16 protein-coding genes and 1 tRNA gene are annotated in these 15,331 nt (G+C 52.5%); 1 reads left to right on the plus strand and 16 read right to left on the minus strand.

Going from position 1 to position 15,331, the window contains the following annotated elements; all coding sequences use genetic code 11:
- Window positions 1-43 precede the first annotated feature (43 nt).
- The 5 genes from PHO67_05385 to murJ all read right to left on the minus strand — a co-directional run bounded on the left by PHO67_05385 (window position 44) and on the right by murJ (window position 4,481).
- The gene (locus tag PHO67_05385) at window positions 44-550 is read right to left on the minus strand and encodes an ORF6N domain-containing protein (GenBank protein ID MDD5546569.1); all 507 of its coding nucleotides are present in this window, start codon (window positions 548-550) and stop codon (window positions 44-46) included.
- A gap of 274 nt (window positions 551-824) precedes the next feature.
- A complete protein-coding gene (locus tag PHO67_05390) occupies window positions 825-1,214 on the minus strand; it encodes a hypothetical protein (GenBank protein ID MDD5546570.1) in 390 nt (129 codons plus the stop codon).
- Between the two features lie 54 nt (window positions 1,215-1,268).
- Window positions 1,269-1,655, minus strand: coding sequence for an MGMT family protein (locus PHO67_05395; protein ID MDD5546571.1), 387 nt, complete (start codon window positions 1,653-1,655; stop codon window positions 1,269-1,271).
- Window positions 1,612-2,955: an excinuclease ABC subunit UvrC gene (locus tag PHO67_05400; protein MDD5546572.1), complete on the minus strand. Its 1,344-nt coding sequence runs from the start codon at window positions 2,953-2,955 to the stop codon at window positions 1,612-1,614. The genes PHO67_05395 and PHO67_05400 overlap by 44 nt, the downstream gene beginning before the upstream one ends.
- Window positions 2,934-4,481: a murein biosynthesis integral membrane protein MurJ gene (gene murJ / locus PHO67_05405; protein ID MDD5546573.1), complete on the minus strand. Its 1,548-nt coding sequence runs from the start codon at window positions 4,479-4,481 to the stop codon at window positions 2,934-2,936. Before murJ ends, PHO67_05400 begins: the two co-directional genes overlap by 22 nt.
- A 54-nt stretch (window positions 4,482-4,535) precedes the next feature.
- On the opposite strand from murJ, the gene rpsT reads away from it, so the two are divergent.
- A complete protein-coding gene (gene rpsT / locus PHO67_05410) occupies window positions 4,536-4,799 on the plus strand; it encodes a 30S ribosomal protein S20 (GenBank protein ID MDD5546574.1) in 264 nt (87 codons plus the stop codon).
- Here the strand turns inward: rpsT and holA are convergent.
- The 11 genes from holA to PHO67_05465 form a co-directional block, all read right to left on the minus strand.
- Entirely contained in the window at window positions 4,773-5,660 is an 888-nt protein-coding gene (gene holA, locus PHO67_05415) for a DNA polymerase III subunit delta (protein ID MDD5546575.1), read from the minus strand. The two genes, rpsT and holA, sit on opposite strands and share 27 nt — an antisense overlap.
- Window positions 5,654-6,208, minus strand: a complete 555-nt coding sequence (gene lptE, locus PHO67_05420; protein MDD5546576.1) for an LPS assembly lipoprotein LptE — start codon at window positions 6,206-6,208, stop codon at window positions 5,654-5,656. Before lptE ends, holA begins: the two co-directional genes overlap by 7 nt.
- The gene (bamD, locus tag PHO67_05425) at window positions 6,205-7,161 is read right to left on the minus strand and encodes an outer membrane protein assembly factor BamD (protein ID MDD5546577.1); all 957 of its coding nucleotides are present in this window, start codon (window positions 7,159-7,161) and stop codon (window positions 6,205-6,207) included. The genes lptE and bamD overlap by 4 nt, the downstream gene beginning before the upstream one ends.
- Before the next feature lie 38 nt (window positions 7,162-7,199).
- Window positions 7,200-7,562 (minus strand): PilZ domain-containing protein, encoded by a 363-nt coding sequence (locus PHO67_05430; GenBank protein ID MDD5546578.1) that lies wholly within the window; start codon window positions 7,560-7,562, stop codon window positions 7,200-7,202.
- 47 nt (window positions 7,563-7,609) lie between these two features.
- Window positions 7,610-9,961: a DNA internalization-related competence protein ComEC/Rec2 gene (locus PHO67_05435; GenBank protein ID MDD5546579.1), complete on the minus strand. Its 2,352-nt coding sequence runs from the start codon at window positions 9,959-9,961 to the stop codon at window positions 7,610-7,612.
- Window positions 9,962-10,070: 109 nt separating this feature from the next.
- Window positions 10,071-11,084: a peptidylprolyl isomerase gene (locus PHO67_05440; protein ID MDD5546580.1), complete on the minus strand. Its 1,014-nt coding sequence runs from the start codon at window positions 11,082-11,084 to the stop codon at window positions 10,071-10,073.
- Window positions 11,085-11,158: 74 nt separating this feature from the next.
- On the minus strand, window positions 11,159-11,509 hold the full coding sequence (locus PHO67_05445) for a ComEA family DNA-binding protein (GenBank protein ID MDD5546581.1): 351 nt from the start codon (window positions 11,507-11,509) through the stop codon (window positions 11,159-11,161).
- A complete protein-coding gene (gene leuS, locus PHO67_05450) occupies window positions 11,502-13,895 on the minus strand; it encodes a leucine--tRNA ligase (GenBank protein MDD5546582.1) in 2,394 nt (797 codons plus the stop codon). Before leuS ends, PHO67_05445 begins: the two co-directional genes overlap by 8 nt.
- Entirely contained in the window at window positions 13,896-14,744 is an 849-nt protein-coding gene (locus tag PHO67_05455) for a deoxyribonuclease IV (protein MDD5546583.1), read from the minus strand. It lies immediately after the preceding gene.
- A complete protein-coding gene (locus PHO67_05460) occupies window positions 14,741-15,199 on the minus strand; it encodes a hypothetical protein (protein MDD5546584.1) in 459 nt (152 codons plus the stop codon). Before PHO67_05460 ends, PHO67_05455 begins: the two co-directional genes overlap by 4 nt.
- Before the next feature lie 27 nt (window positions 15,200-15,226).
- Window positions 15,227-15,302 (minus strand) — tRNA-Ala (locus tag PHO67_05465).
- Window positions 15,303-15,331 lie beyond the last annotated feature (29 nt).

The raw sequence follows: 15,331 nt of genomic DNA on the forward strand, positions 1-15,331 counted from the left end.
TATACCATAACCGGTGCCATCCTACAAGGGAACACCCTGAAATCTAACCTATACGAAACCCTATCTTGCGCTTGGGTTTTTCTTCCTCTTTGATGAAATTCTTGATGATCTCAAATACCACTTTAAACTGGTAATCGTACTTCTTCTCCATTTCTTCGATCTTGCGCAATAGTCCTTTATGGGTTTCAAGGAGCCGGCGCATTTTGACGAAAGTGCGCATAATGGTGATATTTACCTCTATGGCTCTTTCACTGTTAAGGACGCTGGATAGCATAGCGACGCCTTGCTCTGTAAAAGCGTATGGAAGATACTTTATGTTCCTGCCTTGCTTCAAGGTCGCAATTTGCGACCTTGAAATTTCCGCCTCTTGCCAAGTAAGCTGGAACAAAAAATCTTCCGGGAACCTTGCCATATTCCTGTTTACTTGTTCTTTAAGCCTTTTAGTGGGAACACCATAAAGCTCCGCCAAATCCTTATCCAGCATCACCTTCCTTCCCCTTATCCAGAATATCTTCTGCTCAATTAACTCCCGTGCAACTATTTCGGACATAATAAATCCCTCCTTTTACTATAATAGACGATGAAAGAAGGGATTTTCTTTCAAAAAAATAGGGCCGTCTTCTATTTGAAAGCGACCCAAATTATATACGCCATGAGCTATCGGCTACGAACTACCTATGGTGTCCCATTGGGGGATGGCATCGTTATTTATTAACGTTTGAACTCAGCTGCGGCGGCATTAAAACAGGATGCCAGCGCCGTCCGCTGGAGTGAAATGTTATATGGTTCTTTTACAAATTGTATTAGTTAATAATTTTGTGCAACTATCTATATTGTTGATTTCTAAAATGTAATAAAGTGAGGACATTTCTAATTAACATTAGTAGTGGCAGCGATATAATAGGAAAGCCTATAAACATAAAAAAAACGGCTAAAGGTAACCATGTTAAGCATCTCGCCAGTTCATTTTTAATCATACCTTGAATCAAACTAATAGTTACTATAAGTAATACAGGGATAAGGATAGTTAAAATGTAAGTTTTAGTGAAAGTTTTTATGACTATATATAAAGGCAGCCCTACGATAATAGGTACAAAAGTAAAAAATATTAAGACTTTTGCTGCCTCTGCATTAAAACCCCAAATGGAGGCTATAATAAGTACGGTAATAAAATAAATTCCTAGCGGTGGTAATATTGCTTTAAGCTGTTTCATCCCCAGATTATTCCTTCCATATAATATATATGATTTTGGTGACAGTATACTTAATTACTTATTTTTAGGCAGGAGGTCGGAGCCGACGTAAAAAGAGGCGCCCTTCTTTTCCATTGACAGGAAAAGCCGCTTAAGTTCTATGCCGTAGGCATAGCCGCCGATCTTTCCGTTCGATTCTATTACGCGGTGGCAGGGGATGAACAACGGCCAAGGGTTGCGGTGGAGCGCCTGCGCGACGGCGCGTGTGGCTTTAGGCTTGCCGATCTTTTCGGCGACCCACGCGTAGGTGCGCGTCTCGCCGGAGGGTATCTTCATGATGCACTTATAGACGCAGACCTCAAACTCCGTGCATCCGTCAAACAGCTCGGACTTTTTTACCCCGTTAGAAAAATTTTTTCTAACGGGACACGCGCCTTTGGAGCCTCTTCGTTCTTTTTTCACCGACCAGCGCCTTTCGCCTCAAAATATGATGGTACCTTATCGCGAACCTATGCGACTCGTCGCGTATCCGCTGTATCAACTGCAGCGCCTTCGATGACGGCGGAAGCGCGACCGGTATATCCTTGTCTAAAGTATATATGTGCTCGAAGGTTTTTGCAATACCGATAATTGGGACGCCCTTTAGGCCGGCCGCCTTCATCTCCTGCGCCGCTGCCGAGAGGTGGCCCCTTCCCCCGTCTATGATTATCAGGTCGGGCTTAGGTAATTTATCTTTCAAGGAGCCCGTATACCTGCGCCTTACCACCTCGCGCATCATCGCGTAATCGTCCTGGCCCTCGACCTCGCGTATCTTGAACATCCTGTATTTCGATTTCTCGGGCCTGCCGCCACTGAACGTGACCATCGAGCCGCAGGCCTCCTCTCCCTTGATATTGGATATATCGAACGCCTCTATATATTTCGGCTCCTCTTTAAGGCCGAGGACCGACCTGAGCTCGCCCAACTGGACCGCCGAATCGTGCCTCGGCCGTTTCGCTATCATCTCGCTTAACGCCTCGATCCGGTCGCGGACCTTCCCCGCCTCCTCGAACTTCTTTTCGGCGGCCAGCTGTTCCATCTTCCCGGAGAGACTCTTTACCAATTCATTTTTCTTTCCCTCAATAAAAAGGATTATCCCTTTAATATTTTCAAGATAATCTTCCTTCGATATCTTCCCCTCGGAAGGCGCCGGGCATAACCCCATATCGTGATAGATGCACGCCTTTTTTGGAACCGGCCTGCACGCCCCTCTCTTCCATGGAAGAGAGGGACACGTGCAGAACGGGAACACTTTCCGGATGGATTTTATCGCCGCGCGCAATAGCGCCGCGTCGGTGTACGGCCCGAAATAGAGAGACCCGTCGCTCTTCCTCCCGCGGGCGGTCATTACGCGGGGGAATTCCTCGGCCATGGTTATCTTTATAAGCGGGTAAGTCTTGCTGTCGCGGAGGTCGACGTTGTATTTCGGCTGGTGTTCTTTTATGAGGTTGGATTCATAGAGCAGCGCCTCGGCTTCTGTCGCGGTCGGGACCCAATCGATGCCGCTGATATTTTTCACGAGGGCGCCTATCCTCGGGCCGTGGTCTTTCGACCTCTGGAAATACGAGCGCACCCTGTCACGTAGCGACGACGCCTTGCCGACGTATAATATTTCCCCGCTGACGCCCTTGAATATGTAAACGCCGGGCTGGTCGGGTATATCCCTGAGAAATTCGGTGAATTTCATCAGGACCGGCGCCCTCAGCTTCTCCTTAATATCCATTTCACGAATCCCTTGAACTCTTTCACGTCAAATACGAGGCAGGCAATAAAGAACGAGGCTGCCCCGGCCGGGATGATAACGGCCAATTTCGGCACCGGCCTGAGCTGCAGGTTAACGTTGAGCAGGATAAGGACGACGGCCATTATGGCGCCCGGAATAGCGGCGCGCACGAACGAGACGAATATCTCGCGGCCGCCGAGCGGGCCTATCTTCTTCCTCAGGAGAAAATACAAAGAAAAGAAATTGAAGATGCTGGCGAGCGACGTAGCGAGCGCCAGCCCGTTTACCTTCATCGGGAACATCAATATGAAGTTGAGCGCGGCGTTCAGGAGGAAGACCATCACCGCGTTCTTTACAGGCGTCCGCGTGTCCTTAAGCGAATAGAACGCCGAGACGAGCGGCTTTACCCCGGCGTAAGCGCACAGGCCAATCGAAAAATAAAAAAGCACCGGCGCGGTTATGCTCGTCGAATAGGCGTCGAAAGAGCCCCTTTGGAAGAGCGCCCGCACTATCGGCTCTGACAACGCCATAAGCCCCACGGCCGCGGGTATGGTTATAAAAAAGACCGCCCGGAGCGAGAATGAAAGCGCCTGCTTGAATTTTTCCATCTCGTTGCGCGCGGCGTGCTCGGAGAGCGTCGGAAGCATCGCCTGGGAGAACGCGGTGCTGAATATGGCCAGGGGCAGGAGCCAGAGCCTGTTCGCGTAATTGATGGCGGATATGGCGCCCTTCCCGACTATATCCGAAAGCGAGGCGAGCGCGGTATCCAAGAATACGTTAAGCTGGTATACGCTCGAGCCGAATACCCTGGGCAAAAGAAGCCTGCCTATTTCGTTCGAGGCCGGATGCTTGAACCTGTCAAAACGCGGCCAGCCCATGCCCATCTTCATTAAAGGAGGCAACTGGACGGCCAATTGCACTATCCCGCCCAGGAGGACGCCTATAGCCAGTCCGGTGACCGGCTCCTTCATCAGAGGGCAAATGAAAATCGCGCTCAATATAAAGACTAAGTTCCACAGCGGCTGGCTGAAAGATGTCGCGCCGAACAGTTTCCGGGAATTGAGCACGCCGGTCGCATACGCGGTCAGGCCTATCAGGAAGATATAGGGGAACATCATTCGCGTAAGAGTAACGGTAAGTTTGAATTTTTCGGGATTGCCGAGGAACCCCCACGCGATGGCCGAGACTATAAGCGGGGCGAAGATGATGCCGAGGAGCGTTATCACGGCCAGGACGATCACCATGACGTTGAGGATTATGCGCGCCAGCTCCCAGAATTCCTCTTTGCTCTTGTTGGCGGCATACCCGCTGAGGACCGGCACGAAAGCCGCGTTCGCGGCCCCTTCACCGACCAGGTCGCGCCAGAGGTTAGGTATCCTGAAGGCGGTGAAAAAGGCGTCCGCGTACAGCGTGGTCCCGAACATGGCGGCTATGATGATATCCCTTATGAAGCCCAGGATGCGGCTAGCGGATATCCCCAGCCCTATCACCCCCGCCGATCTAGCCAGAGATTTATGTATTGACATTTCCCGCCTTATATGGTATTTTTACACAATCGTAATTCGAAAGGAGAAACAGGATTGCCTAATATAAAATCCGCATCTAAAGCTATACGCCAGGACAAGAAGAGACGCGCGAGGAACCAGAAGGTCGCTACCGAGATCAAGTCCTTAGCCAAGAAGTTCGTGATGGCTCTGGCCGCGAAAAAGAACGACGAAGCCAGAAAATTCGGCGCTTCCCTCGTCTCCAAACTTGACAAGGCGCGCTCCAAGGGCATGTTACACAGAAATACGGTATCTCGCAAGAGAGCCCGCATCTTAAGCAAGCTCGCCAAGCTCAGATAATCTCACCACAAGAGATTCCAGGATAACCCTTTTATCGAGGTCCCTGTTTTTGCAGTCGCGGTCCGCCTCGGCCAGGTAAGAGAGAGCCTTTTTAAGCCATTTTTTGGCCCTGTCCGGAGAGCCTTTCGACCTCGCGGCGCGCTTTACAGCGGCCGCCATCGCCCCTATGACGTTCTCCGGGCGCACCGATTCCCTTAAAAGTCCGGATAATATCGAAAGGGAGCGCGACGCCTGTCCGTCCATCATCGCCCCGGTCATGTCAAAAACCGTCTCGTCGAGCGACCTTCCTACGAGCGCCTCCACATCCTTCTTTTCGATAGCCTTGCGGTCACCTGTATAATTCGCCAGTTTATCCACCGCCATGCGCAACTTTTGCAGGTCGCTCCCGATCTTCGAAATGATCAACTCGACGGCGTCGCGGCCCATATCTTTCTTGTAAAAGGCGGCCTTCCCGAGGATATAACGCCTGAGACTTTCCCCGCTTAAGTTCTCGAAGTCCCGGACTTCGGCTAATTTTGATAATCCGGAAAGGAAAGGGTCGCCGGCCGCATCCCTGGGCGACAGGCCGGCCGTCATTACCAGGATAGTGGTCCCGGACGGGTTCCCGGCATAACTCATCACCGAATCTTTTCCTTCCTGCGGCAGTTTATCTATGTCCCTTATCACGACGAAACGGGCGGGGCTGAGGAACGGGTTCGTATTTACGGCGTCCTGAAAAGTGTGGGGGTCAAACTGGTCCGGATAGAATATATTGTAATTGAGGTCGGGATTCCCTCCGGAGAGGGTCTTTTCTTTCAGTTCGCGGAGGGTCTCTTCCTTAAGGGCGTTCTCTGTTCCTAAAAAGAGGAAAATACCTACCAATCCTCGACGGTCCTTTCGACGATCCTTTTTGCCAGGTCCGCGATCGCGTTGTTAATAGCGGCGTCTTCGGATACGGAATTCGGCCCGGACTGGTTGTATTCGAAGAAACCCACAAATCCCTTTTCGCTCCAGGTTTTCTTCCCCTGGGACACGTTCTCAAGCGACATATCGACTATGATATTGGCCCTGTACTCGGCGACATTCTCGCTTTTCTGGTCGTATCTCAACGGCTGTTTGTCGAAATTGATGAGCGCGCCGCTCAAGACCAAGTCGGCATCGTCCTCTCTCGAGACGACCTTCAGGTACCCGTCCACGAGGAACCTGTCTATTATCGCGTCGGTCACCTTCGTCTCCATCCCGGCGCGGTATAACCTGTAAGGGTTGCGGTCCGAATATTCCCTTTCGATGTTCAGGTCGACCTTGTTCTCAAAAGGTCTTATGAATATCCTGGTGGCTTTCTTATAGGCGGTGGTATGGGTAGCGTAACCGCATCCCGCGAGCGAGGCGGCGCAGAAGATCGCCAATAGGAATATGAGCCGCTTTTTCATTTTTTCTGCTTCCTCTCTATTATCTTTAACCTTTCCTCTGCCTTCTTGGCCGTCTCCGTTTCAGGGAAATTAGTCACTATGTTCTTGTAGTATTCCCCGGCCGAGTCATACCATTTCTGTTTCCAGTAAAATTCCGCGATAGTGTAGTCGCTCTCCGCCTTCTTCTCGCGCAGCGACTGGTGCATCTTATCCGCTTCGCCGGTAAGCTTCGACTCAGGATGGCGTTTCGCGAAATCCTCTATCGATCTGAGCGCCTCGTCGGTGACAGACTGGTCGTAGCTCGGTTTCAGGGACGCCTGGGAAGCGCAGAGCCCGACCTGGAAATTGGCTTCCTCGGAAAGCTTGCTCTCAGGATGTTCATCGACCAGTTTTTGGAACGCGAGCCTCGCCTGCTGGTAATCGCGCGCCTTCTTGTAGCATTCCCCTATCTTGAATAGGGACTGATCGGCGTATTTCCCGTACGGAGCGTTATCCACAACTTTCTGGTACATCTCGATAGCCTTATATACCGACGGGAACGTCGGTATGCCCCAGAGCCTGACCTTCTCCCCGGCATAGAATTTTCCGGCTATCTGATATTCGCGTTCGGTCATCTCATCCAGGCGCTTAGAGAACGGATACGTCTCGATCCCCTTCTGGTAGGCGTAGAACGCCTGCTCGTATTCCTCCAACGCCTCGTAAGCCTGCCCGGCGTAATACTGCGACTCGGCGGCGAGTTCGGCCTGCGGATAAAAACGGACGAGCCTCAGGAATTCCTCCACCGCCTTTTTGTAATCTTTCGCCTTAAAGAATTTCATCGCCCAGTCAAACTGCTCCTGGGGCGTATCCTTAACCGCCCATTTGGGATTGATCCATGTCCCGGTCTGAGGCGTCCAGATCCAGTAGGCGTGCAGCGACGGCGCCGTCGAAAGGAACAGGGCCGCTGCAGTGACCGCAAAGATATATTTTCTCATCGTTTATCTCGTGTTTTACCTTCGGTATAAAGACGGGCCTATGTCCTGGGGACCGACTTTTCTATGAAGTCGGCTACGCCCCTTCTGTCTTCTTCCGACATCTCCATGAACTGGGCTCCGACTTCATATTGTTCGCCATACGGCCTCTTGCGCACCCAGGTGATCTTCGAGACCGCCCTGACCGGCTTAGGCGCGGAAGGAACAGATATCTCCAGGACAAGGCGCGTAAATACCGAGATGAATTCGTTCACCAAAAGGCGGGCGCCGCCGCTGGAAATATCCCTCGATATGGCGTTTACAACAGAGTTATTTGCCTGCCTTATCCCTCTGTACTGCACAGACATAGTCATATTGACTCTCTGCTGCTGCCTTCTCTCAGGGAAATCATCATTCCAATACATCTATTCCCCCTTCGTAGAATCAATTTTATACTTCAAAGTGCTATTTGTCAACGTGAAATTGTATACTTACTTTCGAAATTACCGACGGAAAGGTCTTTACCGTCGGTGACGGCGAAGACCGCCCCTCCCTTTCCGGTCCTGAAGACCTCTATCCCCTTGGCGGAAAGGAGATCGGAGAGCTCTTTAGAACGGGCAACCTCCCCGGCAGCTCTCCCCTGGGAGATCACGGCGTAAGACGGCTTGACCCATTCGACAAAAGCCTCTTTCACGGCGTCCATCTTCTCGCCATGGTGGGGCAGCATCAATAAGTCTGCCTTAAGGAGCCGGGGCGAGGTGAACATGGCCTCGGATACGGCCTTTACCCCCATGTCGCCGCAAAACAGCATGACCGAATCCCCGAATCCCATCCTCAGGGCAAGGGAGGCATCGTTTGCCGCGACTTTGGCATCCTTTACCCACACAACCGGAGGGCTGAAACACAGGATGCTGACGCCTTTCATCCCTTCTATCGAATCATAACGTTCCAAGATAAAACGTCTTAACCCCGGCAGGTTCTTCTCCGCCCGCCTGAAACGCCTGTAAGCATAAGTATCGGATCCCGCCCCGTTGTCGAATAGATACCTCACCTTCATCCCTTCCAGGACCGAGGCGAGGCCTCCGACATGGTCGATGTCGGGATGGGTAAGGACTACCGCGTCCAGAACCTGCACCCCTTTCTGCCTGAGGAAAGGCAAAACCGTTCCCCTGCCGGAATCCCGGTCCTCCCCGCTCCCGGTGCCGCCGTCTATCAACATATTGCCGCCGTAGGGAAACTCCACGAAGATTGAATCTCCGTGGCCCACATCCAGGAAAGTAACCCTGAACTTCCCGTCATTCGGCCGTAAAGCCCCGGCCCATATAATTACGTTAAGGACTGCCAGCGCCGCGGCCGAGAGTTTCAGCGGGGAGAGCTTAAGCCGTTCCCGTTCCGCGAACGCGACTACAAAAAGATAATACAATGCTATCAAGAACAGCGGGGGCCTGGGAAGGTAGATATACGCGAACGGGAGCTTTGAGAAGAAACCGTTAGCGGCAAAAAGAGTCCCGCAGAAAAACCATACCGATGCCGCGAAGACCTTCGCCGCGGGCGGAAAGATAAGGCCGAAGACGAGGAAAGGGGCGCTGGCCATGGTTATCAAGAATGAGAGCGGCACGGCGACCAGGTTCGCGGCGAGTGATACCGGCGTGATTATATTGAAATAATACAGGGTGAGCGGCATAACGCCTATCCACGCGGCGAGCGAGACGAAGAAAGCCTCGAGCGTATATCTTTTCCATTTTGCCAGGAATCGCGCGGCTATCTTCCGCTCGAAATTGAAAAACTTCTCGATCTTCGGGGTCAGATAAAGAAGCGAGATGACCGACGCGAACGAAAGCTGGAACCCTATGTCAAAAAGCACGCCGGGATCGCAGGAAAGTATGACCAATGCCGCCAACCCCAGGGAATTCGAAAGGGAATTCTCCCTTTCCAGCAGCAGGCCGAACAAAAGCGCTATGGACATTACCGTCGCCCTCACCACCGAAGGCGTGCCGTTAGTGAGAACGGCATAAAAAACGAGGAAGGCTATCGTGAGGATAATACCGGCCTTTTTCGGGATCCTGATGACGCTCAAAACGAGAAGGACGAGAAAAACGATTAGCCCCACATTGAGGCCGCTTATCGCTATAAGATGGACGGTGCCGGTCCGCATGAACGCGTCATTTAATCCGCTGCCCATGCCCTGCCTCAGGCCTAAGAGTATGGCATTCAGGAAATTCGCGCTCTCTCCGGGAAGGTTCCCGGAGATGAGGCCTTCTATTTTTCCCCTCGCCATATACGCGAGGCTTACGACCGGGTTGCCTTTCCCTTTTTCGCGGATGGAGGCATCCTGCGCTCTCGCGCTTAATATCGAGAATACGCGGTTGCGCGCGAGAAAGGCTGCGTAATCAAAATCCCCGGGATTCCCCGGTCCGGCTGGCCTTGAGAGCCTTCCCTTGACAAGGATCCTGTCGCCGTATGACGGCGTATTCGTTTCCGGCCGGCGCGGTTCCCCGGTCAGGTAGACCTTTATCCTGCCGGCGACTTCATATTTTATCCCCTGGTCCTCCAAACGCTCCGCTTCCAGGGTAAGGGTCACCTTCTTTCCGCCGTAGAAGGTCTCTCCGGAAACAGGATCGTCTGCGACTATCCCTTCCGCGCAAACTTCCCTTGGTTCCGGCGCCGTGAAATTCTTGATATGATTTACCGGAAGCGCCTGCCTCGCCTGGAAAAGAATGCAGCCGGTAAACAGCAACGCGGCCGATAAACATACGAGCGAAGTGGTATTTTTTCTTATCGTCACTGAAGAGGCTATAAGAAAAAATACCACGGCGGCAAACATAAATAAAAAGGGGACCCGGATAATATTGCTTATCCAGATCCCCAGAGATAAGAAAAATGCCGCCCAGGCTAAGGGTGATCTCATCTATTGCTTATTTGTAAAGAGCCTGTTACTTCCCCTGCTGTGCCGGCGCAGGCGCTGCCGGCATCGTCGATGCAGGTGTTGCCGGTGCTGCCGGGGCCGCGGGTGTCCCTGCCTGAGGTTGTGCCGCCTTTGGCTGGGGAGGTATCAAGACATCTTTATAGATCGTGACCTTATTCTTGTCCTTCAGGTCATTCAGTAGGGCCTCGAAGCGCTCCTTCTGCTTATCGGAGAGCAGCATCTGCTTCAGCTGGTCCTTTATATCATCATAAGCCATCAACTTCTCAGGCTGTTTCTCGGTCACTTTTATGATGTGGTAACCGAATTGGGTCTTTACTACACCGCTTAACTGCCCGGGTTGGAGCGCGAACGCGGCCTGCTCGAATTCGGGGACGGTCATGCCTTTGCTCAATAAACCGAGTTCCCCGCCCCTATCTTTGCTCGGGTCCTTCGATTTCTCTTTCGCGAGGGCCGCGAAATCGGCGCCTCCCTTGAGCTTAGCCAGGATATCCTTGGCCTCGGCCTCGTTGTCCACCAATATATGGGACACCGCTATCTTCTCGGGTTCCTTGAATTTATCCTTATTCGCTTCGTAGTATTTCTTCGCGTCTTCGTCCGTGACCGTGACCTTGTCCTCTATCTCTTTTTTCAGGTAGGCCTTTATCACCAACTCTTTCTTGAGGTCATCCAGCTGTTTTTTGACGGACGGATCTTTGTCGAAACCCAGTTTTGAGGCTTCGGAATAGAGCAATCTCTGGTTTACCATGCTGTCCAGCAGCATATCCTTATGCGCCTGCGCCACGGCCTGGTACTGCTCGGGGACGGTCTTCATCATATCGTTCACGTCGTCGAGGGTTATCTTCTCGTTGCCTATCTCGGCTACGACCTTCCCGCTTTTAGCGGCCGAGGGAGCCGGCGCCTGGGCCTCGGCCTTGGAAGCCGCGGTCCCTCCTACCTCGGGCTTCTTCGCCGCATTGCAGCCCGCAAGCGCTATGGCGGTGAAGACAGCCGCCGATACAGCAACTATCCTTAATTTTAACATCGTGCTACTCCTTTCTATTATTTTTTTCGGTGGGGTCCGCAGAATAAGGCCATAATATATCACACCAAACCGGCTTATTCAAGCACTATCAAATCCCTGATCCTGTCAAATTTATCCTGTCCGATCCCTTTGACCTTCCTAAGGTCTTCTTTCAGGAAGAAAAGGCCGTGTCCTGTCCGGTATTCCACTATCTCCTTCGCGAGTTTCGGCCCGATGCCGGGCAGCGTCTCTAGCCCTGAGACATCGGCGGTATTGATATTTACCGCGCTCTGGCTTTCTATGGTCTTTTTATAATCCGAGGAATGGATAACATGCAATTTTGGCCCCGCGAAATAGGTCCTATAAGCCAGGACCGCGAGCCCCAGGACGGCGAACGCGCTAAGGGCTATTATTACCTTCTTCTCCTGCACGGTGAGGTCAAACAACGATGCTTACCAGCCTCTTTGGGACGATGACGATGTTCTTCGCGGGCTTGTCCCCGAGCCACGGTTTTACTTTTTCGTCGGCAAGGACAAGTTCTTTGAGTTTCTCGTCGGCAATATCAGCGGGCACCTCGATCTTGGAGCGGACCTTGCCGTTTACCTGTATGACTATCGTGATATTCTCTTCAACGAGCATCTTCGGGTCGAACTTAGGCCAGCCGGCTTTTAAAATGCTTCCTTTATTGCCGAGGACCTGCCATAACTCCTCACAGAAATGCGGGGCTATCGGCGAAAGCATCAGCACGAGCGCCGAGAAGACTTCTTTATCGGCGCCGGACTGGTAAATCGCGTTCACCAGCTCCATCATGCCGGCAATCGCCGTGTTGAATTTGAATTCGTTTATATCTTCGGTGACCTTCTTTATCGTCTTGTGGGTCAGCTTTATGAGTTCCGGGCCGGCCTTATCTTTCAGGTTCTCATTGATGCGCCAGACCCGGTTCAGGAACCTGAACGCGCCTTCGGTGCCGCGCTCTTCCCATTCGAGTTCCGTATCGGGTGGTGCGGCAAAAAGTATGAATAACCGCATTGTATCCGCGCCATATTTCGCGATTATCTCATCGGGATCGACGATATTTCCGCGCGACTTCGACATCACCTCGCCGTCCTTTAAGACCATGCCCTGCGTCAGCAGCTTTTGGAAAGGTTCGCCGAAACCAAGGAGGCCGAGATCCTGGAGAAACTTCGTGAAGAACCTCGAATATAAAAGATGCAATACCGCGTGTTCTATCCCGCCGATATACTGGTCGACCGGCATCCAGTAATTAACGTCTTCCTTATCGAACGGCCCTTTATCGTACTTCGGGGAGCAAAATCTCAAGAAGTACCACGACGAATCGATGAATGTCGCCATCGTGTCGGTCTCGCGGCGCACTTTGCCTCCGCACTTCGGGCATTTCGCGTCGGTAAATTCTTTGACCGAGGCCAGCGGGCTCCCGCCTTTGCCTGTGAACTCGACTTTTTTCGGAAGGACTACCGGAAGGTCTTTTTCGGGCACTGGGACTACCCCGCATTTCTCGCAATATACGACCGGTATCGGCGTCCCCCAATAACGCTGGCGCGAGATAAGCCAATCGCGGAGCCGCCAGTTGACCGTGCGCTTGCCGATACTCGTCTTCTCCATCCATTCGGCGATCTTTTTCTTCGCCTCATTATTGGGAAGCCCGTCGAACTGCGCCGAGTTCACCTGCACGCCGTCATTCTCATACGCCTCGGCCATCTTATCTACCGAAAGGGCCTCATCTTTAGGTTGGATGACGACGCGCATCGGAAGTTCGTGCTCTTTCGCGAAGAGGAAATCGCGCTGGTCGTGTGTCGGGACGGCCATGATCGCGCCGGTCCCGTATTCCATCAGGACGTAATCGGCGACCCATATCTGGACCGGTTCATTATTGACCGGGTTAACGGCATACGCGCCTGTAAAAATACCCTCTTTCTTGACGTCCGCGGCCACGCGGACGACTTTGCTTTCCTTCGAGACCTTATCTATAAATTGCAGTACCTGTTTCTCCTGCGGCTTGCCTTTTATGAGCTTTTTGACGAGCGGATGTTCAGGCGCGAGCACGACATAGGTGCATCCGAATATGGTATCCTGGCGGGTCGTAAATACGGGTATCACTTCGCCGGTCCCTTTTTCTTTGAAGAATATCTCGACCCCCTCGCTCTTCCCGATCCAGTTCTTCTGCATCGTGATTACGCGTTCGGGCCAGGACTTCAATCCCTCGAGGTCGCCGAGCAGCCTCTCCTTATAAGCGGTGATCTTGATGAACCACTGCTCGAGGTCTTCCTGCTTTACTTCTTTCTTGCACCGCCAGCATTTCCCGTCTATGACCTCCTCGTTGGCGAGCGTCGTCTCGCAATCCGGGCACCAGTTGACGACGGCGGCCTTCTTGTAGGCCAGGCCTTTCTCGAACATCTTCAGGAATATCCACTGGTTCCAGCGGTAATAATCCGGAAGGCACGTCGAGACTTCCCTGTCCCAGTCGTATGAGAGGCCCATCCTCTTGAGTTGCTTCCTCATATTGTCTATACAACTCAACGTCCAGGTCTCGGGATGGCTTTTGTTTTTTATCGCGGCGTTCTCTGCCGGCTGGCCGAACGCGTCGTAGCCCATGGGGTGCAGGACGTTATATCCCTGCATTATCTTGACGCGGGCGGCTACGTCGCCTATCGTGTAATTGCGGACATGGCCCATGTGGATGCGGCCCGACGGGTACGGGAACATCTCGAGGAGGTAATATTTTTTCCTGGCGGGATCGGCCTTTACTTTGAAAGCGCCGCTCTTCTCCCACTCTTTTTGCCATTTCTCTTCTATTGCCTTGAAATCGTACATCTAATCCTTTCTCATCTTCCTGGCGGCCGCGAGGTTCTTCTTGTCCGCGTCCTCGGTCTCTTTCGGCGTCTCGAGTATAAAGGCGCAATCCTTCAGCTTCGGATGGTTTATTATGCGCCTCATGCCGTCGGCGCCGATCTTTCCCTTGCCGATATGCCAGTGCCTGTCGTTGTGCGAACCCATTTCGCTAAGGGAATCGTTAAAGTGTACGACCTTTATCTTACCAAGTCCTACGGTGGAATCAATCTTTTTTAAGGTCGCCTCGAGCCCTTCCTTCGTGCTGTCGTCGAAACCCGCCTCGAACGTATGCGCGGTATCGAGGCACATCCCTGCATCGACCCCGGTCCCGGCCTTGACGTTTTTCAATATCTCGGAGATATCTTCGAACTTCGAGCCGATCGAATCGCCGCCGCCGGCCGTATTCTCCAGGAGTATCATGAGCCTGGGCTTCGCTTTTGTTACCGCCTCGGTTATCCCTTTCGAGAACCGGTCTACGCCGTAATCCCGGCCTTTCTCCTTCGGGCTCCCGAGATGCGTGACGAAATAATCCGCCCCGAGCGTATCGGCGCGTTTTATATCCTCTATATAAGCGTCGACCGATCTTCTCCAGAGCGCGTCATCGCCCGAGCAGAGATTTATAAGGTAAGGGATGTGGACTACGACCGGGGATATCTTCTTTTCCTTGCGGCGCTTCTTGAATTCCTCTACGTCGGCAGGCACAAGGGCGAGCGCTTCCCAGCCGCGCGGGTTGCGGCTGAACATCTGGAACGTGTTGCAGCCGAGCGAGGCTGCCCTGTCGACCGCCTCATAGATATGCCCTGCTATGGATACGTGGACGCCGAGTTTCATTTTTTCACCAGGTAATTCAACAATATCACCAGTAAGGCAAATACGGCAAAAGCGAGTATCAGGAGCGTTACTTTGTTCGGCCTTTCGTCGTCAGTCTGGCTTTGGTAGAAGATCGCCTTTGGCGCCGATGGAACGGCCTCGGCATCTATTATATCTTTAAGAAGGGCTGTTGCTTCTTCTGCCTCGTCTTCCTTCACAAGAAAATCTATATAAATTTTCTGCGATTCCCAGTCGCCGCGGGTGACATACGGTATCTTGTTTATGTCCAGCCTGCGCCTTACCTCTTCGGCTTCGCCCCTTCCGTCGGCGACGAATATGGTCACATATTTCGAATCCCATATATCGGCCTCTTTCGGCACGACCGCGCCCCCGCAGTCAGGACAGACGTCGAAAGAGAGCCGGAAACTCTCGAACGCGCCGAATTCCCTTTTGCACTCGGAGCAGATCTTGGTCATTTTACCCTTAGGTTATTTCAAAAAAAATGGTGGAGCTGAGGGGGATCGAACCCCTTACCTCCTGCATGCCATGCAGGCGCTCTCCCGGGTGAGCTACAGCCCCACGCATAGATTCCCTCTTGGATAGGGTTA

The organism is Candidatus Omnitrophota bacterium (genome assembly GCA_028716565.1).
GTDB lineage: Bacteria > Omnitrophota > Gorgyraeia > Pluralincolimonadales > Pluralincolimonadaceae > Pluralincolimonas.